19 protein-coding genes and 1 pseudogene are annotated in these 21,234 nt (G+C 73.2%); 11 read left to right on the top strand and 9 right to left on the bottom strand.

The features are described 5' to 3' along the window. Nucleotides 1-243: 243 nt before the first annotated feature. The gene (locus H7H31_RS01660) at nucleotides 244-1,386 is read left to right on the top strand and encodes an SDR family oxidoreductase (protein WP_232110224.1); all 1,143 of its coding nucleotides are present in this window, start codon (nucleotides 244-246) and stop codon (nucleotides 1,384-1,386) included. 725 nt (nucleotides 1,387-2,111) lie between these two features. On the opposite strand, the gene H7H31_RS01655 is transcribed toward H7H31_RS01660, so the two are convergent. The 3 genes from H7H31_RS01655 to H7H31_RS01645 all read right to left on the bottom strand — a co-directional run bounded on the left by H7H31_RS01655 (nucleotide 2,112) and on the right by H7H31_RS01645 (nucleotide 3,903). Further along, nucleotides 2,112-2,747 carry a carbonic anhydrase gene (locus H7H31_RS01655; RefSeq protein WP_187064139.1) on the bottom strand — a complete coding sequence of 212 codons (636 nt, stop codon included), beginning with the start codon at nucleotides 2,745-2,747 and terminating at the stop codon, nucleotides 2,112-2,114. A gap of 461 nt (nucleotides 2,748-3,208) precedes the next feature. Next, on the bottom strand, nucleotides 3,209-3,496 hold the full coding sequence (locus H7H31_RS01650; protein ID WP_187064138.1) for a DUF1622 domain-containing protein: 288 nt from the start codon (nucleotides 3,494-3,496) through the stop codon (nucleotides 3,209-3,211). Further along, nucleotides 3,493-3,903 carry a DUF1622 domain-containing protein gene (locus tag H7H31_RS01645; RefSeq protein WP_187064137.1) on the bottom strand — a complete coding sequence of 137 codons (411 nt, stop codon included), beginning with the start codon at nucleotides 3,901-3,903 and terminating at the stop codon, nucleotides 3,493-3,495. Before H7H31_RS01645 ends, H7H31_RS01650 begins: the two co-directional genes overlap by 4 nt. 628 nt (nucleotides 3,904-4,531) lie before the next feature. Between H7H31_RS01645 and H7H31_RS01640 the strand changes: the two genes are divergently transcribed. From H7H31_RS01640 to H7H31_RS01630, 4 genes are all read left to right on the top strand, one after another. After that, nucleotides 4,532-5,779, top strand: a complete 1,248-nt coding sequence (locus tag H7H31_RS01640) for an NAD(P)/FAD-dependent oxidoreductase (RefSeq protein ID WP_187064136.1) — start codon at nucleotides 4,532-4,534, stop codon at nucleotides 5,777-5,779. 103 nt (nucleotides 5,780-5,882) lie between these two features. Next, nucleotides 5,883-7,091, top strand: a complete 1,209-nt coding sequence (locus H7H31_RS01635; protein ID WP_187064145.1) for a lycopene cyclase family protein — start codon at nucleotides 5,883-5,885, stop codon at nucleotides 7,089-7,091. Beyond that, entirely contained in the window at nucleotides 7,088-7,216 is a 129-nt protein-coding gene (locus H7H31_RS34530; protein WP_261905853.1) for a hypothetical protein, read from the top strand. The genes H7H31_RS01635 and H7H31_RS34530 overlap by 4 nt, the downstream gene beginning before the upstream one ends. After that, nucleotides 7,213-8,781, top strand: a complete 1,569-nt coding sequence (locus H7H31_RS01630) for an FAD-dependent oxidoreductase (protein WP_187064135.1) — start codon at nucleotides 7,213-7,215, stop codon at nucleotides 8,779-8,781. Before H7H31_RS34530 ends, H7H31_RS01630 begins: the two co-directional genes overlap by 4 nt. Nucleotides 8,782-8,824: 43 nt before the next feature. Here the strand turns inward: H7H31_RS01630 and H7H31_RS01625 are convergent, their stop codons facing one another. From H7H31_RS01625 to H7H31_RS01600, 6 genes are all read right to left on the bottom strand, one after another. Then, nucleotides 8,825-9,835: a DUF5914 domain-containing protein gene (locus H7H31_RS01625; RefSeq protein ID WP_187064134.1), complete on the bottom strand. Its 1,011-nt coding sequence runs from the start codon at nucleotides 9,833-9,835 to the stop codon at nucleotides 8,825-8,827. Continuing rightward, a complete protein-coding gene (locus tag H7H31_RS01620) occupies nucleotides 9,832-10,827 on the bottom strand; it encodes a phytoene/squalene synthase family protein (protein WP_187064133.1) in 996 nt (331 codons plus the stop codon). Before H7H31_RS01620 ends, H7H31_RS01625 begins: the two co-directional genes overlap by 4 nt. After that, nucleotides 10,814-12,385 (bottom strand): phytoene desaturase, encoded by a 1,572-nt coding sequence (locus tag H7H31_RS01615; protein WP_187064132.1) that lies wholly within the window; start codon nucleotides 12,383-12,385, stop codon nucleotides 10,814-10,816. The genes H7H31_RS01620 and H7H31_RS01615 overlap by 14 nt, the downstream gene beginning before the upstream one ends. Further along, a complete protein-coding gene (locus tag H7H31_RS01610; protein WP_187064131.1) occupies nucleotides 12,382-13,515 on the bottom strand; it encodes a polyprenyl synthetase family protein in 1,134 nt (377 codons plus the stop codon). The genes H7H31_RS01615 and H7H31_RS01610 overlap by 4 nt, the downstream gene beginning before the upstream one ends. Before the next feature lie 327 nt (nucleotides 13,516-13,842). Then, nucleotides 13,843-15,147 (bottom strand): cation:proton antiporter, encoded by a 1,305-nt coding sequence (locus H7H31_RS01605; protein ID WP_187064130.1) that lies wholly within the window; start codon nucleotides 15,145-15,147, stop codon nucleotides 13,843-13,845. A gap of 537 nt (nucleotides 15,148-15,684) precedes the next feature. Further along, the gene (locus H7H31_RS01600; protein ID WP_187064129.1) at nucleotides 15,685-16,722 is read right to left on the bottom strand and encodes a YncE family protein; all 1,038 of its coding nucleotides are present in this window, start codon (nucleotides 16,720-16,722) and stop codon (nucleotides 15,685-15,687) included. 99 nt (nucleotides 16,723-16,821) lie between these two features. On the opposite strand from H7H31_RS01600, the pseudogene H7H31_RS33600 reads away from it, so the two are divergent. The 6 genes and pseudogenes from H7H31_RS33600 to ung form a co-directional block, all read left to right on the top strand. Next, a pseudogene (locus tag H7H31_RS33600) lies at nucleotides 16,822-17,133 on the top strand (hypothetical protein); the annotation flags it as partial. Nucleotides 17,134-17,180: 47 nt separating this feature from the next. After that, nucleotides 17,181-18,014 (top strand): HipA family kinase, encoded by an 834-nt coding sequence (locus tag H7H31_RS01595; RefSeq protein WP_187064128.1) that lies wholly within the window; start codon nucleotides 17,181-17,183, stop codon nucleotides 18,012-18,014. Beyond that, nucleotides 18,011-18,406: a DUF3037 domain-containing protein gene (locus H7H31_RS01590; protein WP_176165502.1), complete on the top strand. Its 396-nt coding sequence runs from the start codon at nucleotides 18,011-18,013 to the stop codon at nucleotides 18,404-18,406. Before H7H31_RS01595 ends, H7H31_RS01590 begins: the two co-directional genes overlap by 4 nt. Nucleotides 18,407-18,542: 136 nt before the next feature. Then, nucleotides 18,543-19,304 carry a 3-oxoacyl-ACP reductase FabG gene (gene fabG, locus H7H31_RS01585; RefSeq protein WP_187064127.1) on the top strand — a complete coding sequence of 254 codons (762 nt, stop codon included), beginning with the start codon at nucleotides 18,543-18,545 and terminating at the stop codon, nucleotides 19,302-19,304. Nucleotides 19,305-19,341: 37 nt separating this feature from the next. Then, a complete protein-coding gene (locus tag H7H31_RS01580) occupies nucleotides 19,342-20,112 on the top strand; it encodes an SDR family oxidoreductase (RefSeq protein ID WP_187064126.1) in 771 nt (256 codons plus the stop codon). Between the two features lie 182 nt (nucleotides 20,113-20,294). Next, nucleotides 20,295-21,011, top strand: a complete 717-nt coding sequence (ung, locus tag H7H31_RS01575; RefSeq protein ID WP_187117713.1) for a uracil-DNA glycosylase — start codon at nucleotides 20,295-20,297, stop codon at nucleotides 21,009-21,011. Nucleotides 21,012-21,234: the final 223 nt, after the last annotated feature.

The following is a 21,234-nucleotide window of genomic DNA, read 5'->3' as shown; positions in this document are numbered from 1 at the left end:
CTGTGCCGACACGACAGCAACTCACCGTAGCCGATGGCCGCTTGTGGGAGTACGCACAGTGACCGCGCTCGCCGGCTTTTCCGCGAACCACGCGGACGAGTGTTGCCGCCTCGTCCCACGGCCCGCCGCTCGTGCGGGTGATTGTGCGCGGCCATGCCCTGCGCCGCCCTCCGCGGCGAGCCGCGACCGCGTAGCGTCCGGGCTCTTCCCGCCGTCCCGCTCCCCAAGGAGACCCCGTTGTCCGTGCTGCTCACCGGTGCGACCGGATTTCTCGGCTGCCGCCTCCTGCGCGAACTGCTGGCTCGCGGCCAGGACAGCGTCACCGTCCTGGGGCGTGGCACGCCGAGGGAACTGCGCGCCCGCGTCGAGGCCGCGGTGACCTGGTTGGACACTCCGCCGCTGGCTCCCGACGCCCTCGCCGCCGTCCGCTACGTCAGCGGCGACCTGCTGCGGCCGAATCTGGGCCTGGACCGTGAGGAGCGGGCCCGTGTCACCGACGGACTCACCGCGCTGTGGCACTGCGCGGCCCTGCTCTCACTCGAAGGCGACCCGGCACCGCTGCACCACGCCAACGTCATCGGCACCCGCCGCCTGCTGGAACTGGCCGAGGAGGCCCCCGGCGCGCGCCTGTTGCACGTGAGCACCGCCTACGTCGCCGGGCGGCGCGGCACGGGCCACGTCATGGAGGACGACCTGCGTGACGCCGACGGCTTCCACATCCCCTACGAGGAGTCGAAGTACACCGCCGAACGCATGCTCCACGCCTGGGCCCGCGACGGGCGACGCGACGTGACGGTCTTCCGGCCCAGCCTGCTCGTCACCGACCGGCCCGTCCCCCGCGAACTGCCCAACCAGCCGACCGATCTCCTGCTACGCCTCGTGGAGCAGGTGGTGGGCAACCGAACGGACAAGGCCGGCGTGCTGCCCGGCCCGTCGCACGGTCCACGCGGCGAGCTCGAACTGCCGGCCGCGACGGTGCGGTACCGCGTGCAGGGAGACCCGAGCGGTAGCCTCAACCTGCTCCAGGCCGACTACGCCGCCCACGCCATGGTGCTGGCCGCCTCCCGGGCCCGACCGGCCACGGGCGTGCGCACGCTGCACGTGACGCACCCCCGTAACGTGTCGTTCGCGACCGTCACCGCGGCCATCGAGGCCCGCTTCCCGGGCCTGCGGGTGAGCATGACGCCGACGTTGGACGATCCGACGGCGTCGGAGAGCCTCGCCGCCAACTTCGCCGCGAACCCGCTGGTCTACAGCACACACCACCGCACGTACGACAGGACCAACCTGCTCGCCGCCACCGGCGGGCTGCCGGACCCCGCACCCGTCGACCTGGCCTACCTGACCCGGGCGTTCGGCCGCGCACCGGCCACGGTGGCGAGCTGAACCGCCGGTCGGGCCGAGGCCGCCGCCCTCGTCGACCGCGCGGGGAGCGGCACGCCGGCGGTCAGGTACGCGGCGGCGGCGAGGGACCATCCCCGCGCGCGGGGAGCAGGTGGCTGGGGTTCGGGCTGTGGCCAGAGGGGCGACCGTCCACCCCGTACACCACGCTCGCCGCCGGCTTGGACGAACAGCCCCCGACCGCGACGGTCATGTGGAGGCACATGGGCCTCCCGCAGGTTGCCGCCGCCGTCGTCAGCTACGTGCCCACCGCTATCGAGTACGTCGACGATGTCGACTCCCTCTGCCCACCGCGGGCTTCGCCCAGCGAATCGAGGAACTGATCGCTCCCACCGAGCGAGAGCGGCGGGCGCTCTGGTGCCCGTCCGATGCTCAGCGGCCCCAGACCCGAAGGCGCGGCATCCGAAGTGGAAGGCGTGCGGCGGTGGGTGGCCTGGACCCGTACGGTGTCAGGCCACCCGCATCGCGGCGAACGGTGTGCAACACCCGAGTCGAGTCGAGACCCTGGCGCGACGTGCTGCCGTCGGTGTCGCCGCCTACGGGGCCCGGCGCGGTGGCCACCCAGACGAGATGCCGAATGGCGACCAGATGAGCGTGCACTCCCCGAGCCGGCGCGGTGGGGGCCGCGCCCGCCCACCGCGCGGTCAGCGTACGGGCCAGCCGGCGGGGCCCAACCTCGCTCCCCTCGGTGAGCGGCGCGGCCGGGACGGTCAGGACGCGGCGGGGACCACCGCGTCGAGACCTCGGGCGGCGACGAGTTGTGCGCTGCCGTCGGCCAGGCGGTAGGACAGTCCCACCACCGCCAGGCGGCCGTCGGCCACCGCATCGGCCAGGACGCGGGAGCGTTCGAGCAGCAGGTCCACGGTGTGCTCGATGTGCTCGGCCAGGATCTCCTCGGCCGTCTCGCGTCCGGCGGCGCGGGCTGCCAGCACGCTCGGGGTCACTCGTTCGACGACGTCCCGGACGAAGCCGCCCGGCGTCTGCCCGTCCTGCAGGGCGGAGCAGGCCGCGGCGACGGCACCGCACGAGTCGTGGCCGAGGACGACGACCAGGGGCGCCTTGAGGACGCTCACGCCGAACTCGATGGAGCCGAGAACTTCCGTGCCGGCGACGTGCCCGGCGGTGCGGACGACGAACAGGTCGCCCAGGCCGCGGTCGAAGATGATCTCGGCGGCCAGCCGGGAGTCGGAGCACCCGAACAGCACGGCGAAGGGCTGCTGGGACGGTGCCGTCTGGGTGCGGCGGGCAGCGTCCTGGTTCGGGTGCTCGGGGGTGCCGGAGACGAAGCGCTGGTTACCGGCCATGAGCAGCTCGAAGGCGTCGCGGGGCGTCTGGTTCGCAGTCATGGCCACAGCCTACGAGGCGGCACCAGCTCGCACGGTGACCGGCCCCGCCGGAGGGTGCCGACTCGGGTGGTGACGCCGGACCCAGCGTGTCCCAGGCGCCGAGCGAGGACGCCTCGCGGCAGACCCTCAGCGCGCGGCGCGGTTACCCGGCCCCGTACGGGTCCTCAGCGCCGCCCTCGTCCCGCACAGCCGCACAATCGCACAACCAGTCAGGAACTGCTCGCGCCCACGGGCCCGTGCGTGTCGCCACTTCGACGCCGGCGGGGGAGCAGGTCGGGGATGAAGCGGTTTCGCGGTGGCTCGTGGTCCGCGGAGGTCGGCCCGACAGCGGGGGCGGTCACGCCAGCCGGCGCACAAGCCGAGCATGTCGTTCCACGCCTACCGCAGGGGGTCCGGGTTCCCGTCGGGCCACTCGCACTCCGCCGAGGCGTTCGCCGACCAGGACAGCGACGCGAAAGTCGTCATCGACCAGGGCTGAGCGGCCGAGCCCCACCGTGGGTGGTCCGCTTCGCGCTCGACTGGTGGAGGGAGGCGCCGAGGAGCTTGCGCAGCGCGATCACGGCGGCTGCCAGGATGATGCTGTCCCACGACGGCTCGCTGGCGAGCCGGAGCAGGCCGGCGGCGGTCAGGAAGTTCAGCAGCACGGCCAGTCCCCCTCGCACGGCGCGCGTCAGGTGCCAGGCCGCTGTCGCGGCGACGAGGCCCAGCCCGGTGGTCAGCACAGCCCCCGCCTGCAGCCACGCGTTCACGTCGGCAGGCCCTTGGCGCCAAGCGGGGGCGTCGTCTCGCTCCGTTCGATCTCGGCCCGTTCCTGGGCGATCTCCCGGCCGAGGAAGTAGTTCAGCGCCGTCCGGATGGCCGCGATGGCCGCCAGCTGCCCGATCTCGGCGAAGCTCGGTGCGACGGCCGTGCGCAGCACGTCCCCGGCGAGCTGGAATTCCAGGCCCAGCACCAGGAACCGCCCCAGACTCAACCTGATCCGGTTGAACCCCGCCACCTTGCCGCGCCCGCGCATGCCCGCGCGTACGAACTGCGCGAACGCCCACACGGCGCCGATGAAGATGATCAGCGCGCCCGCGGACTCGACCAGTCTGACGAGCAGGCCGATCGCATCGCGCAGGGTCGACTCGGGAAGCACTTCCGCCGACAGGGTCATGCGGGTGCCGGTACCCCCTCACGGAGCCGACGACGCCCTGTGTCGCGACGATGCCACTGGGGAGTGATCCCGCAAGACCGCGAGGCTTATGCGGGTCCGTGTCGAGCCGGCTATGGGGAACACGCCACACGAGTCGTTCGGTACGTAGTCGAGCATGGGCACGACGGAGTCGCCGCGAGAGTGGATCGACCGCCGCTGGTCCGGCCACGACGACCTCGTGCGGTGGCCACCTACCGGCAAGGCCGATGACCGGGAGGCATGGGAGATCACGGGCCCGGTAGTCCGGCCGGAGCGCGGGCGCGGCTGAGGGGCGAGCGTCGACCGTGACGTCGGTCGAGGAGGGCCGGTCCGCCCGACCGAGGTGGGCGGCGTGCTCTCGGGCCACCACGTGGAGCTGCCGGTGTCCTCGTGAGGTGTTGTCGTACGACCGTGCTTGGTCGTGGCGCCTGGGTGTCGGCCGGCGAGCGTGGTCCGCTGGCCTGGCGGTCGTGGCCGCGTCGCTCGGCGACGGTCCCGCCCACACGCCGTGACGGGCCTGTATCGGCCTGATCAGGGTACTGGCCAACGCGTGGCCGAGTGGCCGGCCCGGCCTTCCGGGTGGCGTGCGCGGCGTTGACTGAGGAGGAGCATGACCGAGGATCGCCGGGTGGCGGACGTGGTCGTCGTCGGGGCTGGCCTGGCCGGCCTGGCGTGTGCGCTGGACGCCTGCCGCGCCGGATGGCGGGTGGCCCTGCTGGAGGCGTCCGACGGCGTGGGGGGCCGGATGCGGACGGACCGGCGGGAAGGGTTCTTGCTGGATCGCGGCTTTCAGGTGTTCAACACCTCGTACCCGCAGGTGAAGCAGCGGGTGGACCTTCGGAGCCTCCAACTGCGCCCCTTTACCGCGGGAGTTGTCGCGCACACTCCGAAGGGCCCGGTTCGCCTCGCCGATCCGACCAGGGAGCCCCGCGCGGCGGGTGCTCTGCTGCCTGGACGGTTCCTCTCCGCGCGCGATCTGGCCGCGCTCGCCGTCCTCAGCGCGCGGGACGCGGTCCTGCCCGTGTCGGCCATCAGGCGGGGCCGGGACCGGCCCACCTCGACGGCCCTCTCGCGGGCAGGGCTGTCGGACGCCGTGGTCGCCGACGTCCTGCGGCCGTTCCTGGCGGGCGTGTTCCTGGAGGACCGGCTGGAGACCTCCGCACGCTTCTTCCACCTGGTCTGGCGGAGCATGGCCCGAGGAACCCTGTGTCTGCCGGCGGGTGGCATCGGCGCTGTTCCCGGCCAGCTCGCCGACGGCCTGCCTGACGGTGTTCTGCGCCTTGAGACACCCGTCGTGCGACTCACCGACGCCGGAGTGTTGCTCGGCGACGGAAGCGAGGTGCCGGCGAGAGCCGTCGTGGTGGCGGTGGACCCGGCGACAGCCGCCCGCCTGGTGCCGACCCTGACCGTGCCGGACACCCGCACCGTCACCACCTACTACCACGCCACCGACGCCGTTCGGGCGGCCGGGCGAACCCTGATGGTGGACAGCTCCGGGGCGATCCTGAACACCTGCGTCCTCAGCGCGGTCGCTCCCGGCTACGCGCCCCCCGGCACCGCCCTGGTCTCCACCTCCGTGCTGGGAACGGACCACCCGGGCAGAGCGGAGGCGGTACTCCGGCGGCTGGCCGAGCTGTACGACACCGACACGGGCGGCTGGGGGCGGGTCGCCACCTACACCGTCGAGAGCGCCCTGCCGGCGATGCTTCCGCCCTGGCCGCTGAGCCGCACCACTCGCCTCGGCCCGGGCAGGTACGTGTGCGGCGACTACCGGGCGACCGGTTCGGTGCAGGGTGCCCTGGCCTCGGGGGCGCGCGCCGCGCGCGAGGTGTCCGCCGACCTCGGGAGGCGGAGATGACGCGCTACGGGCGGGCCGTGGCCCGCGGCGCGGCGGACGCCGCCGAAGGAGAACGCGTGGTGTGCCCGATGGTGGCCACCCACCCGGCTCCACGGCGAGCCCGGTGACACCCCCCGCCACCGAGGCGTCCGACGTCGTCATCATCGGGGGAGGCGCCGCCGGTCTCAGCCTCGCGCACCACCTGGCCGGCATCGCCCCCGTGACGGTCGTCGAGCCGCCGCAAGGCCCGCCGCGCCCGGCGGAGCGTACCTGGTGCTACTGGCACGCGGGCGACGACGGCCTCGGCGAGGCCGTGAGCGCGTCCTGGCCCGTGCTGCGGGTGCACGGCGTCGACGGCTGCCCGGTCACCGTCGAACCGGCGCCGCTCACCTACCGCATGGTGCGCTCCACCGACCTCGAACGACTGGTCCAGGGCCGGCTGGCCCGCTCGGGCGGCGGGCGTGTGCTGCGCGCGACGGCGGAATCGGTGCGCGGCGTTCCCGGTGGCGCCGAGGTCCGGTGCACGTTGCCGGACGGCCGGTCCCTGACGCTGCGCGCCCGCCGGGTGTTCGACTCACGGCCGCTGCGTGCGCTGCCCCCGGCCCGTACGCACCTGCTGCAACACTTCCGCGGCTGGTTCGTGCGCACCGCCACCCACCAGTTCGACCCCGTGGTCGCCGATCTGATGGACTTCCGGGTCCCCCAGCCGGCGCGCGGTCTGGCCTTCGGCTACGTCCTGCCGCTGGCGCCCGACCGGGCGCTCGTGGAGTACACCGAGTTCTCCCGCAGCGCGCTGACCACCGGGGCGTACGAGTCGGCACTCGGCCACTACTGCCGCGACGTGCTCGGGCTTGGCGCGCTCACCGTGGAACGGGCGGAGCAGGGGGTCATTCCCATGACCGACGCCCGCTTTCCACGCCGGGCCGGGACCGCCGTCGCCCGCATCGGAACGGCGGGCGGCGCCACCCGGCCGGCCACCGGCTACACCTTCGCCGCGGTGCAGCGGCAGAGCCGGGCCATCGCCGCCGCGCTGAGAGACGGGCGGGAAACCACCCCCGCCCCGCACGGGCGGCGGGCGCTTGCCATGGACGCGATGCTGCTGCGCGCCCTGGACACCGGGCGGGTCGACGGCCCGGCCTTCTTCACCGACCTGTTCCGCCAGGTCCCGACGGAGCGCCTGTTGCGCTTCCTGGACGGCGCCACCTCGCTGCGTGAGGAGTGGAGCATCGGACTGCGCACCCCCGTACGGGCGATGCTCCGCACGGCGACCGAACTGCCCTTCGTACCCCGCCGTCCCGCACCCGACGCGAGAACCGGAGACCACCACCGATGAACCCGCCGCACCGCCACGACCTGGTCCGCGCTGTCGACCACGCCGCCCACGCCGAGGACGGCCGCGCCCCCGGCAGTGGATCGACCATGGGACGGCCGACCACCACCGGGGAGGGCGCCCAGTGACGGCCCGCCATGCCAGCGCCGCCCGACGAGGCCGCGACCGCAAGGCCGAGATCCTGGCGCCCCCGCCCGGGAGGGATCGTTTCGCTCGCGGGGACGAGCCGTCCGTCGCGGTGGTCGGCGGTGGCATCGCCGGTCTCGCGGCGGCCACGCTGCTGGCCGAACGCGGCGCCCGCGTGACCTTGTACGAGAAGGACAGCGCACTCGGCGGCCGGCTCTCCGGCTGGCCCACCAGGCTGTCGGACGGGTCGCGGGTGACCATGACCCGCGGGTTCCACGCCTTCTTCCGTCAGTACTACAACCTTCGCGGCCTGCTCCGCCGCACCGATCCCGCCCTCGCGCGACTGACCCCGCTGCCCGACTACCCCCTGCGGCACAGCGCCGGCCTGACCGACAGCTTCGCCCGCGTACCGAGGACGCCGCCGTTCAGCGCGCTCGGGTTCGTCGCGTTGAGTCCCACCTTCGGTTGGCGGGACCTGGTCGCCATGGACGCCCGGGCCGCCCTGCCCCTCCTCGACGTGCGGGTGCCCGAGGTGTACGAGCGCTTCGACGAGACCTCCGCCACCGACTTCCTGCACAGCGTGCGCTTCCCGGAAGCCGCGCACCACCTGGCGTTCGAGGTGTTCTCGCGCAGCTTCTTCGCCGACCCCCGTGAACTGTCCGCGGCCGAACTGCTCCTGATGTTCCACATCTACTTCCTCGGGTCGGCCGAGGGTCTCCTCTTCGACGTGCCGACCGAGCCGTTCCCGCAGGCCCTCTGGGACCCGATCGGCGCCTACCTGCACCGCCTGGGGGCCGCCGTGCGTACCGGCACCGCCGTCCACGAAGTGCGCCCCCGCGACGGCGGTGGCGCGGAAGTGCGTACCGCCGCTGGCACCAGCGTTCACCAGGCTGTGGTGCTCGCCCTCGACACCGGGGGGCTGCGGCAGACCGTCGCCGCGTCAGGCGGCCTGGGGACCCTCGCCTGGCGCGAGGACGTCGCCGCCCTGCGTACCGCCCCGCCGTTCCTCGTCTCCCGGCTGTGGCTCGACCGACCGGTTGACGCCGACCGCCCCGGGTTCCTCGGCACCAGCGGCTACGGCGGCCTCGACAACGTCAGCGTCCTGGAACGGTACGAGGGCGAAGCCGCCCGCTGGGCGGCACGCGCCGGGGGTTCGGTGGTGGAACTGCACGGTTACGCCGTCGATCCCGCGTCGGACCCTCAGCGGGTGCAGGGCATGCTCGTCGACCAACTGCACCAGGTGTATCCGGAAACCCGTGGGGCACGCGTCGTCGGTGCCCGGCACGAGTGGCGCTCCGACTGCCCGCTCTTCGCGGTCGGCTCCCACCAACGGCGCCCCACCGTCCGCACCCCCCACACCTGGCTGACCCTGGCCGGCGACGCGATCCGCTGCGACCTTCCGGTCGCGCTCATGGAACGAGCCGCCACCACCGGCTTCCTGGCGGCCAACGCCCTGCTCGCCGGCTGGGGGGTACGGGGACAGACGCTGTGGACCGTCCCGCGGTCGGGCCGCTCCCGCGTGCTGCGGGCGCTCGGGGCGGCCGTGGCGCCCCGACCCTCCCCCTGACCGTCGTCCCGCGCCCGCCAGGGGGGAGGCAGTGGCCGCCCGCTCACCCGGGGAAGCGACCGGTGCCGCGCAGCGTCCAGCGGCGTTCGGCGTAAGCCAGGTCGTCGCGCCACAGCCGCCCGGCCGTACGCCGCATCAGCGGGCGCAGCACGGGAGCGGCGGCCCGGGCGAGGGCGAAGCCCGGCCGGTCGGAGGCGGCGACGACCGCCTCCACCACCGCGGTGCGCGGGTGTGCGTGACCCGGTGCGGTGAGCGGAGTCGCGTGCGTCTCCACCACGGACGTGGCCCCCTCGCCCTCGGTGATGCGCATGAGGACCGTGCGCGGGCCGGGCGCGGTGAACTCGGCCCGCACCGGGACCACCAGGCGCCCGGCCACCCGGAAGGAGACGTCGACGACGAAGGCGTCGTCCCCCTCACCGGACGGCTCCCGCACCACCGACAGGTCGACGAACGAGTACGGGTGGAACCACGAGCCGTGCCACGGGTCGAGGCGGTTGGCCACCACGTCTTCCGGTTCGCATCGCCCCACCGCCGTGAACACCGCGTCCACCCCCGCGCCCGACGCTGGTCGCGGGGGCACCGAAGGCCGCTCGGTGGGCTCCTCGCCGCCCACCTCGTCCAGCCGTACCCAGAGGAGCACGCCGTCGTCGTACACGGGAAACGGCTGCCAGCCGGCGAACGGGGAACCGTCCAGGGTGAGGCCATGCCAGTGGCACACCAACCGCCCGCACACCACCCGGCTGTCGCGCAACGGGGCGCCGAGGTGCGGGCAGATGCCCGAGCCGGCGTGCGGCACGCCGCTGTCCGAGCGCCACAGCACGACCTCCACACCCCCGACCGTCCTGCCGTACGGGCGACCACCCGCGCACACCTCCCGAGAGGCGCCGACGACGAACCAGTTGCCACACGGGCGGGCCTGTGCCCGCTTGAGGGCGTCGGCGATCAGCGCCGGTCGCGCCTGGCGCCAGGTCGGCGTCTGCGCCGCCCAACCCACGCCAGCCCGCCGCCACCGCAACGGGATCGACCAGCGCTCGCCGTCCCCTCGCCCGCTCACCGCGGCGACCCCTTCCGCTCGACCACCGGAGTGCTCGTCGCCGCCCGGTGGCGCGGGGCGCGAGCGCGCCACCGGGCCCCGGCCACCCGCAGCGCACCGACCGCGGCGATGGCCGCGCGACGCCGACGGGGGACCACCGCGCGACGCCGCAACACGGTGTAGTCCTGTTCGGCGATGGTGTCCAGGATCTCGCTGTAGAGGGTGAACGCGGCGTGGATGCAGGGACGCACGCGTGGGTCGAGCAGGGCGAGTCCCGGCACCGCCGTCCGGTAGACCTCCCGCGTCATGGCCTCCATGGCGACCAGGGCAGCGCGGACCCGAGCGTCGGTGCGTCCGGTACGCCGGCACCACTCCAGCAGCGGCCTGTTCACGCCGTGGGCGGCGAGCAGGTCGCCGGGCAGATAGACGCGGCCCCGGTCGAGGTCCTCGCCCACGTCCCGCAGGAAGTTGGTGAGCTGGAACGCCACACCGAGTGCCGCCGCGTGCGGGGCCGCCTCCTCCAGGGGCGCGACCGTGCCCAGAACCGGCAGCATCTGCAGACCGATCACCTCCGCCGAACCGCGCATGTAACCCCGCAGGTCGGCGTAGGTCGGATAGTCCGTCACGGACAGGTCGGCACGCATCGAGGAGAGGAAGTCGGCGAAGAGCAGGTGCCCGATGCCGTACCGCTCGGCGGTGTCGGCGACGGCCCACACCACCGGCTGGGCGCTGACGCCGGTACGCAGGGAGCTCGCGAGGCCGCTCTCCAGGCGGCGCAGTTCCCGGTCGCGCTGCTCGGGCGTCCGGTGCTGGTCGAGGTCGTCGACGATGTCGTCCGCCCAGCGGGCGAAGCCGTAGAGGGCGTGCACGGCGGACCGGCGTTCGGGTGGCAGCAGTCGGGTGGCCAGGAAGTAGGTTCTGCCGTGGCGGGCGTTGAGCTGCCGGCACCGGGTGTAGGCGGCGCGCAACGCGGGATCGGTGATGCCGGCCGCGTCCAGCTCACGCCGGGTCATCGGCGCCTGCCGGGGTCGGGACGCGGGGCCCGTCGGCCGCTACCACGGGTGGCCGCGCTCGGACGGGCCGGGGAGCGACGCCTCCGGTGACGCGCGCGGCGGCGAGCTTCCCGCTGACGAACACGGTCGGTACGCCGACACCCGGCGTGGTCCCGCACCCCGCCAGCACCACGTTCTCCACCTCTCGTACGAGGTTGCGCGGGCGGAACGGTCCGGTCTGGGCGAACGTGTGCGCGACCGAGAAGGGGGTGCCGGCAGCGTGGCCCTGCTCGGTCCAGTCGAGCGGCGTGACCAGGAGCTCCTCCTCGACGCTGGCCGCGAACCCGTCCAGGCCCCGGCGCTCCAGTTCGCCGACCAACTGGTCGCGGTAGCGCGGGCCGAGATCCTGCCAGGAGGCGGCCGTGGGGCCGACGGTGGTGTTCGGGCAGGGAGCGAGGACGTAGTGGAGATGGCGCCCCGGCGGTGCCAGCGCGGGGTCGTGCGTGGTGGGGCGGGTAATCAGCAGGGACGGGTCGCTCATCAGCTCGCCCGTGCGGGTCAGCTCGCGGAACGTGCGCTTCCACGCGGAGCCGAAGGAGATCGTGTGGTGGGCGAGGTGGGGCCAGGTGCGGTCGGTGCCCGCGTGCAGGATGACGGCCGAGGGCGAGTGACGTAGCCGTACCGGGCGCCGGGGCGCGCGCCCCAGCAGCTCGTACGCGGCGGGCAGGTCACACGTGAGCACCACCGCGTCGCACGGGATGCGCTCACCGGATGCCAGGCGGACGGCGCGCACCCGGCCCGCCGACCGTTCCAGCTCGCTCACCTCGGCCGACCAGCGCAGGTCGGCGCCGGCCCGCGCCGCCGCATCGGCCATGGCGCGGGGGAGCGCGTGCATGCCGCCCTTGGGGAACCAGACGCCGGCCACGGTGTCCATGTACGCGATCACCGCGTAGGCCGCGAGGGCCCGGGCCGGGGCCACGCCGGCGTACAGCGCCTGGAAGGAGAAGACGCGACGCAGGCGCTCGTCGGAGAGGAACCGGCCGATCCGGCCGTCCAGCCGCCCGAAACCGCCGAGCGCCGCCAGCCGAGCCAGGTCCGGGTGCAGCAGTTGGAAGGGGGAGTCGAAGTTCGCGTCGATGAACCGGCGCATCTGAGCCCGGTACAACTTCTCCAGCCACTGCCGCAGGTCGCGGTAGCCCGCCGCCTCAGCGGGCCCGGCGAAGCGCCTGACCTCCGCCTCCATGGCCGCGCCATCGGTGTGTACGTCGAGCGAGGAACCGTCCGCGAAACATGCCCGGTAGGCCGGGTGCAGGGCCGTCAGCTCCACGCGTCGGTGGAGGCTGTCACCGACGGCGGCGAACGCCTCGTCGGCCAGGTGCGGCATGGTCAGCACCGTGGGACCGGTGTCCACCTGGTACCCGCCCAGCCGCGCACGGCCCGCCCGGCCGCCCGGGCCGGTGTCCCGTTCGACGAGGGTGACCCGGCGACCCGCGCCCAGCAGGTGCAGCGCGCAGGCGAGCCCCGACAGGCCGGCACCGACTACCACGACGTGGTCGGTGGGCCCGGGCACCCGCTTCACGCGACCTCCTCGGCGTGGCGCGGGTCCACGCCCGTGGCGCGTCGCACCAGTGCCTCGAACTCGCGCCGCGCGGCTGGAGGCGCGCCGGTACGCTCGAAGTGCCGAAGGCTCAGGCCCGCCAGCTCCTCGATCTTCGCCTCCACCAGGTCCCGAGCGCCGGTGCGACGCAGCGCCGCCCGCATCCGCTCCACCGCGAGGGCGGACCCCGAATCCGCGTCCGGCGCCAGCGCCGCGGCGGCGTTGCCGTCCCCCGCGGCGTCGGCGAGTCGCAGCGCGACGGCCAGCAGATAGGTGAGTTTGCGCGACCGCAGGTCATCGTCGGCGGGCTTGCCGGTCCGCGCCGGCACACCGAAGGCTCCGACGAGGTCGTCACGCAGTTGGAAGGCCAGACCGGCGCACCGGCCGGCCGTCCGCAGCGCGTCCAGCACCTCGTCATCGGCTCCGGCCAGCGTCGCGCCCAGGGCGAGGGGCCGGGCGACGGTGTACTGGGCACTCTTGAGGACGGCGATCTCCAGCGCCTCGTCGACGCCGGAGGAACGCGCGGCCTGGGCGTACAGATCGCGGTACTGACCGGCGACCATCTCCGTGCGCATCGCCCGCCACTCCGCGTGCAGCCGCGCGCCGTGCGGCGTGCTCAACGCCGTCTCCGTCAGCACGTCGTCCGCCCAGGCCAGCGCCAGGTCTCCGGCGAGTACGGCGGCGGACGTCCCGAACGACCGCGCGGAGCCGTGCATGCCCGCGGCCCAGTGCTGGCGGGCGAGTTCGACATGCATGGACGGGGCGCCTCTGCGATGTGAGGACTCGTCCATCACGTCGTCGTGCACCAGGGCGCACGCCTGGAGCAGTTCGAGGGCGGCCCCCGTATGCAGCACCGCCGTGGGATCACCCGAGCCGCCTGCGGCCTGCCACCCACAGTGAGCGAACGCCGTACGCAGCCGCTTGCCGCCGTGCTCGATCAGGGCGGCCAGTCGGCCGGCCAGGTCCTGGGCGAAGACGCGATCAACGGTGTGGGACTGACGGAGTCGCGCGTCGAGGGCGCGTTCGAGGACCATGTCAGCGGCGTGGGCGACCTCGGACGGGGAGTAAGCAGCGTCGACGGGTTCAGCCGCCCTCGCTGGCATTCCAAGCATGCGCAACTCCTTCTCACTCTCGGTGATCGCACATCAGTGCTCTCGCCGAGTGCCCCGGCATGTATGCGCTCATTCCTGCCCGGACTGGCGCCGAGGCCGGCCAAGGTCATCCCAGCGGCCCAACGGCGCGGGTTCACGGCGGCGTGTCGTCCCGTCCGCGCTCCCGCGCGCGTGCCCCCACGAGGTCGTCGAGCCGGCCGCGTTGACGCAGGGGCTGAGCGACGCGCTGGTCTCCCGCCAGCGGATCCCGGTGCCGGGCAGGGACGCGCCCGGTAGCCGGGGGTGTACGGGCACGCGTGCTGGCCGGTCAGGCCGGCATCCGGGGGCTCACGGCCGCTCTTTCGCCAACTGGTGGTCGCTCGGCTCCCGCTCGGTGCGCCGGGCTCGGAGCAGCCGCAGCCGGTCGAGGCGGGAGATGACGGGAGAGGCGGTCACCCCGTGCAGGACGACGGAGCAGAGCACCGTGAAGATCACCACCGCCCACAGTTCCTCGGCCGGAACATGGAAGTCCTCCTCTCCGAGCGCGTGCGCGAGGTAGAACAGCGAGCCGATGCCACGGATGCCGAAGAACGCGGTGACCACGCGCTCGCGCGGTCCCGCGACCGTGCCGAGCTGGGCTGCCCAGCCGGTGAGCGGGCGCACCACGAGCAGGAGGAGCAGGCCGACGGCCGCCCCGCGCCACGTCAGGGAGGCCAGGGCGCCCTGCGCGACGTACGCGCCGAGCAGGAAGAGCAGGACGACGGTCAGCAGCCGCTCGATCTGTTCGACGAAATCGTGCAGCACGGCGTGGTAGCCGTGGGCGCGCTCGGCGGCGCGGATCTGGCAGGCGGTGACGAACACGGCGAGGAAGCCGTAGCCGTGGACGAGTTCGGTGAGGCCATAGGCGAGGAACGTGGCGCTCAGGGCGACGAAGCCCTCCTGGTGTTCGGACAGCCGCATCGCCTGCCAGCCGGCGCGGAAGAAGGTCCAGCCGAGCAGCTTGCCCACGGCGATCCCGGCGAGCACGCCGACCACGCACCGGTACCCGGCGTCCACCAGCAGCCAGTGCCCGATCCAGCCGCCGGACAGGCCCGTGCCCGAGGCGGCGACCAGGCCGATGGCCGCCATCACCACGGGGAAGGCGAGACCGTCGTTGAGCCCGGCCTCGCTCGTCAGCGTGAAGCGCACCTCGTCCTCGTCGTGCTCGGACTCGGTGGGGGCACCGACGCGCACCTCGGAGGCGAGCACCGGGTCGGTGGGCGCGAGGACGGCCGCGATCAGCAGCGCGGCGGCCGGAGGCCAGTCCAGCAGCCACCAGGCGAGCACGGCCACCGCCGCGATGGTCAGCGGCATGGTGACGCCCAGCAGCCGCCAGGTGGTACGCCATCGGCGGCGGCCCATGGGTCGGTTGAGGGCGAGCCCGGCACCCATCAGGGAGACGATGACGCAGACCTCGGTGAGGTGCTCCACCCACGCGCGGTCCGCCACCGGGTCCACGTCCGGGAGAGGCGTCGGCAGCAGGTAGAGGCCGATGCCCAGGAGCAGGAAGATCAGCGGCATCGAGAGCGGACGCCCGGCCACCAGGCGCGGCAGCGCAGCCGCTGCCAGCGTGCCCGCCCCGAAGACGGCGAAGAGGAAATCAACGGAGGTCACCGGACACGGGTGCCCCTGTCGCACGTACGTACGCCGGCCAGTGATCGGAAGACCAGCTTCCGCCCGGTCGGACCAGCAGCGACTCTGCCCGGTCGCCCGGCGCAGCGGTCACGTGAGGGCGCGCCCCTGCCCGGCGGGTGAGTTCTCTGGAAGTCCTCCACCAGAGGCGCTGACGTGGAGCCTGTGCCCAGCGGGTCGCTGAGCCGACCTCCGGTCCGCCTCCGCTCGCGTGCGGCCGACCCTTCGCGACCAAGCGGGCCCTGGAGCGTGACGAGGACGAGGCGACCGGCTGGGCCAAGGACACGTGGCCGCGGACCGCGGGCCGTGGGTGGAAGCATCTCGGCGGCGGTCGAGCCCTTCCCCCGTCTTCGGAGACGCGGCCGGGCCCTCGACGGCGCCGCCCGCCAGCGGCCCAGCGACCCACACCACCTGATCCAGTCATCCACCGCACACCCCGCGAGATGCAGTACCACCCCGAACTCAGCCCCGCGCACCGCGCCGCAACCGGCCTCCCCCTCACGACACGCGCTGACAGCCTCAGTAAGTCCGGGCGGCGGGCAGCAGTACCGAGACGTCCGGCTCCGACTGGGTGGCGAAGCCGCCGGTGACGGCCAGGCGGTCGAGGTCGACGACGGCTATCCGGTCGCGGTCGAGCAGGGACACGTACGCCACCGCCTCGTCGGGGTGGAGCGAGACGGCGGCCGGGATTCCGTCGAGCCGCAGGGTGCGAAGGGGCCGCAGGTCCGCGGTGGCGCACACCGTGAGGGTGCTGCCGACGATGTCCGTCACGAGCAGCCGGTCCTCGTCGAGGGTGTAGACCCGCAGCGGGTCGCCACCCACCTTCCGGCTCCGTCGCACCCGCATGGTGCGGGCATCGACGGCGACCAGGGTGGAACTCCGGCGGGCGCCGACGAACAGCGTTTTCTCGTCCGTGCTCAGGCAACTGCTCTCCGGTAGCTGTCCCGGGGTCACGAAGACCGGGGGTACCGCAGCGTCGTATGGCCTGACCAGGCTCACCGTGTGCGACAGCAGGCCGGTGACGTAGGCCCTTTCGCCGTCGCGGGTGAGGGAAAAGAGGTGGGTCTTCACCCCGTGTGTCGGCACTGCCCTGGTGGGTGCCTGGTCGGTGGCCGGGTCGTCGAAACCGAGCAGCACCGCCTTCTCCTCGCTGAGCGCGTACAACCGATCCCGGTCGTCGATGCCCATGCCGTGGACGCGGTTGTAGGGACGGATGTCGATGGTCCGGGACAGGGTCCGCTCGTGGAGGTCGACCACGAAGACGGCGGCGCCGCCTTCGCCGACGGTGGAGGCCATGCGAACGCCGTAGTGCCCGATGTAGGCGTAACGCCGCCGCGAGTCGACGACCATCTCATGGGGGTAGTCGGGCAGTTGCACGGAGCCCAGGCGCCGGCCCGACATGACGTCGTAGAAGCTGACCGCGTGGCTGCTCTTCTCCACCACCAGCAGCACGTCACCCCGGGCGGCGGTCCCGGAGGCGCCCGCGGCGGACACCGCGAGACCACTGGCGAGCGCGCCGCCGCCCGCCGCCTTGACCACCGTACGACGTGCCACCACGGCCCCACCTCGTTTCCTCAACTCCGAACACTGTGGCCCCATGAGCCTCTGCGAGGGCCCGGCCCTGATGGTGTGTGACGCAGGTCATATGCGCGTCCGCGTGCGACAGGGGCGAAAGCCTGGCAGCGGGCGGCGGCCCCGAAGGGCGTCTTCCCTGTGCTTCGGCGCACTTACGCCTCGATCCTGCTCGAAGCCGGAGAGTTCGTCGTGACCTTGGCGCGGTGGCCCGGACACTCCTCGCCTGCGGTCACCCTTGGTTACTATGCTCACTTCATGCCGGAGGCCGGCAGTAGGGGGCGCGCCGCTATCGATGGTCTGCTGGGGGAGCGGGGAGGCCGGCCCGCCAGCGGAGACTCCCCGGATTCTCCCCAGCGTCTTCGACCGGCGAAGCCCGCCCCTGCGCCCCGGTGAAGTCATTCCGTGGATTGCAAGGCTGAAGAGATGGGTGGCCTGGGAAAGTGCTGGAAGAGGTCGTAGCGACTCGCTACGTCACGCCCCTGCGTGAGGGTGGCTCGCTGCCCGGGATCGTCGAGGCCGACGATCTCGGGACGTACGTCATGAAGTTCACCGGTGCCGGACAGGGGCGTAAGACGTTGATCGCCGAGGTCATCTGCGGCCAACTCGGCAGGCGGCTCGGGCTTCGGGTGCCGGATCTGGTGCGGATACAGCTCGATCCGGTCATCGGGCTGGCAGAGCCGGACGAGGAGGTGCAGGAACTCCTCAAGGCCAGTGGTGGGCTGAACCTGGGCATGGACTACCTGCCCGGCTCGATCGGCTTCGACCCGCTCGCCTTCGCGGTCGATCCGCTGGACGCCGGGCGCGTGGTGTGGTTCGACGCACTGATCAACAACGTCGACCGCTCCTGGCGCAACCCCAACCTGCTGGTCTGGCACGGCGAGCTGTGGCTCATCGACCACGGCGCGACCATGATCTGGCATCACAACTGGCCCACCGCCGCCCAGGCCGCGACCAGGCCGTACGACGCGTCCGACCATGTGCTCGCACCGTTCGACCCGGACATCGCGGCGGCGGCCAAGACGCTCGCCCCCAAGGTCACCCGGGAGCTGCTGACCGAGGTCGCCGCGGACGTACCCGACGAGTGGCTGGTCGACGAGCCGGGCTTCGAGGGTCCGGACGGGCCCGATCGACTGCGCGCCGCGTACGTGGAGCGACTGCTCGACCGGGTGGCGACCACCCACGAGCGGATCAAGCTCGGTCCGCCCACGACGCAGCGCCCCACCCGGGCGCCCGCGTGGCTCCGGGTCTGGGCCGAGGGGAAGGCGGCGAAGTGAGCGGTCTGCACAACGGACGTGATGTCTTCGAGTACGCCGTGCTGCGCGTGGTGCCCAGGATGGAGCGCGGCGAGCTGATCAACGCGGGGGTGGTCCTGTACTGCCACGCGCGGTCGCTGGTCGCCGCGCGGACCCATCTCGACGAGGGCCGGCTGCGGGCGCTCGACCCCACGGCGGACGTGGCGGGCGTGCGGGCCGCGCTCAACGCCGTCGAGGGGGTCTGCCACGGCGGCCCGGAGGCCGGTCAGGCGGCGGGCGACGCGGCCGGGCGCCGGTTCCGGTGGCTGGTGGCCCCGCGCAGCACGGTCGTGCAGCCGGGACCCGTACACACCGGGCTGACCACGGACGCGGAGGCGGAGGTCGAGCGGCTGCTCGACCTCCTGGTGCGTTGATCGAGGGTCCCGTTGACAGGTGGTGGACTGGCTTCTAGCGTCTCGTCTGCTGAAGCTACTAAGCGGTTGCTCAGTCCTCGGGTCGGGGTGCCGGCGCCGGACGCGGGCGACGCTTCCGAAGGCGAGGAGAACCCGCATGTCCACCACCGAACAGCGCGTTGCCATCGTGACCGGCGCGGCTCGCGGCATCGGCGCGGCCACGGCCGTGCGGCTGGCCGCCGAGGGCCGCGCCGTCGCCGTTCTCGACCTGGACGAGGCGGCCTGTCAGGGCACCGTCGACGCCATCACAGCGGTCGGCGGCACGGCGCTCGCCGTGAGCTGTGACGTCGCCGACGCCGACCAGGTGCGGACCGCGGTCGCGCGGGTGGCCGCGGAACTCGGCGCTCCGGTGATCCTGGTGAACAACGCGGGCGTGCTTCGGGACAACCTGTTGTTCAAGATGAGCGAATCCGACTGGGACACGGTCGTGGGCGTTCACCTGCGGGGGGCGTTCCTGATGTCGCGGGAGTGCCAGAAGCACATGGTGGACGCGGCGTTCGGGCGCATCGTCAACCTCTCCAGCAGCTCCGCGCTCGGCAACCGTGGCCAGGCCAACTACGCGGCGGTCAAGGCCGGCCTGCAGGGCTTCACCAAGACCCTCGCCATCGAGCTGGGCAAGTTCGGCGTCACCGCCAACGCCGTCGCCCCCGGCTTCATCGCCACCGACATGACCGCCGCGACGGCCGAGCGCGTGGGCATGGGCTTCGAGGACTTCAAGGCCGCGGCGGCCTCGCAGATCCCGGTGCAGCGGGTGGGCGAGCCGGACGACATCGCCAACGCCATCGCCTTCTTCACCGGCGAGGAGGCCGGGTTCGTCTCGGGCCAGGTCCTGTACGTGGCCGGCGGCCCGCTCAACTGACGCTCAGGTGGCACGAGAACGCGAGGGAGGACAGCTCATGACGACAGCGGACAGCGACAAGGTCGCCCTGATCACGGGCGGCAGCCGAGGCATCGGCTACGGCGTGGCCGAGGCGCTGGTGGCCCGAGGCCACCGGGTGTGCGTCACCGGGCGGGGCGAGGACGCGCTCACGGCGGCCGTGGAGGCGCTGAGCGCCGCGGCCCCCGACGGCGCGGGCCGAGTGATCGGCGTCGCCGGCAAGGCGCACGACGAGGCCCACCAGGCGGTGGCCGTGGAGCGCGTGATGGAGGCGTTCGGCCGCGTCGACTACCTGGTCAACAACGCCGGTACGAACCCGGTGTTCGGCCCCATCGCCGAACTCGACCTCGGGGTCGCGCGCAAGGTCTTCGAGACCAACGTGGTCTCCGCCCTCGGCTTCGCCCAGCGCACCTACCGGGCGTGGCAGAAGGAGAACGGCGGCGCGATCGTGAACATCGCGTCCATCGCCGGCGTCGCCCCCTCGCCCTTCATCGGCGCCTACGGCATGAGCAAGGCCGCGATGATCAACCTCACGGTGCAACTCGCGCACGAGATGGCCCCACTGGTGCGGGTGAACTCGATCGCCCCCGCGGTCGTCAAGACGAAGTTCGCCGCGAGTCTGTACGAGGGCCGCGAAGAGGAGGCCGCTGCCGCCTACCCGCTGGGCCGGCTCGGCGTACCCCGGGACATCGGGGGTGCCGCCGCCTTCCTGTTGTCGGAGGAATCGGCCTGGATCACCGGCCAGAACCTGATCGTGGACGGCGGCCTGTTCCTGAACGCCGGCGTCTGACGCCCACGGCGCCCCGGGCGCGCGATCCGCGTGACCGGGGCGGCGGGGAGTGGCGCCGTGGGGCGGCCCCGCCCGCTCCGACGACTTGGTGTGGGGGCCGGCGGGGGGCGCGACGGCTCCGGGGCGGGCGCGGGGGCGTGCGGCGTGCGGCGGCCGTTGTCAGTGGGCGGGGGTACGTTCGTATGCGTCAAGCACGAACGGACCGGAGGAACACCCAAGTGACCGACATGCTGCCCGAGTCCTGGCAGGACGCTCTGGGCGACGAACTGCACAAGCCGTACTTCGCGCGGCTCACCGAGTTCGTCGAGGAGGAGCGGGCCCGGGGCCCGGTGTACCCGCCGCGCGAGGAGGTCTTCGCGGCGCTGGACGCCACACCGTACGACCAGGTGAAGGTGTTGATACTCGGTCAGGACCCGTACCACGGCGAGGGCCAGGGGCACGGGCTGTGCTTCTCGGTGCGGCCGGGCGTGAAGACCCCGCCCTCGCTGCGGAACATCTACAAGGAGATGCAGGCCGAGTTGGGCCATCCCATTCCGGACAACGGCTATCTGATGCCCTGGGCCCGGCAGGGCGTGCTGCTGCTGAACGCGGTGTTGACGGTGCGCTCTGGCGAGGCCAACTCCCACAAGGGCCAGGGTTGGGAGACCTTCACGGACGCGGTGATCCGGGCCGTGGTCGCCCGGCCGGACCCGGCCGTGTTCGTGTTGTGGGGGAACTACGCCAAGAAGAAGCTGCCGCTGATCGACACCGAGCGGCACGCGGTGGTGCAGGGCGCCCACCCGTCGCCGCTGTCGGCCCGGAAGTTCCTCGGCTCCCGACCGTTCACGCAGATCAACGACGCCGTCGCGGCGCAGGGCCACGAGCCGATCGACTGGCGGATACCCGACCTCGGCGCCTAGTCACGCCGGACGGACGGACGGGCGTGCCGGCGGACGTACCCGGGGGTGCGCCCGGTCCGGGCGAGGCGGAGGGGCGGGGCGCGCTGACTCCGTGTCGGCCTGCCGCCACCTCGGCCAGGTCGCCGCGCCCGGGGGCCGCTCGGCGGTCCGGGACGGCTGCCTGGTCTCCTCCCGGCGGGCCGAGCCGCCGGCTCCTCATCGCCTGCCGCGTGCCGCCGTTGCG

The organism is Streptomyces buecherae, from assembly GCF_014295035.1.
GTDB lineage: Bacteria > Actinomycetota > Actinomycetes > Streptomycetales > Streptomycetaceae > Streptomyces > Streptomyces youssoufiensis.
This window is presented reverse-complemented; position numbering and strand designations above follow the sequence as displayed.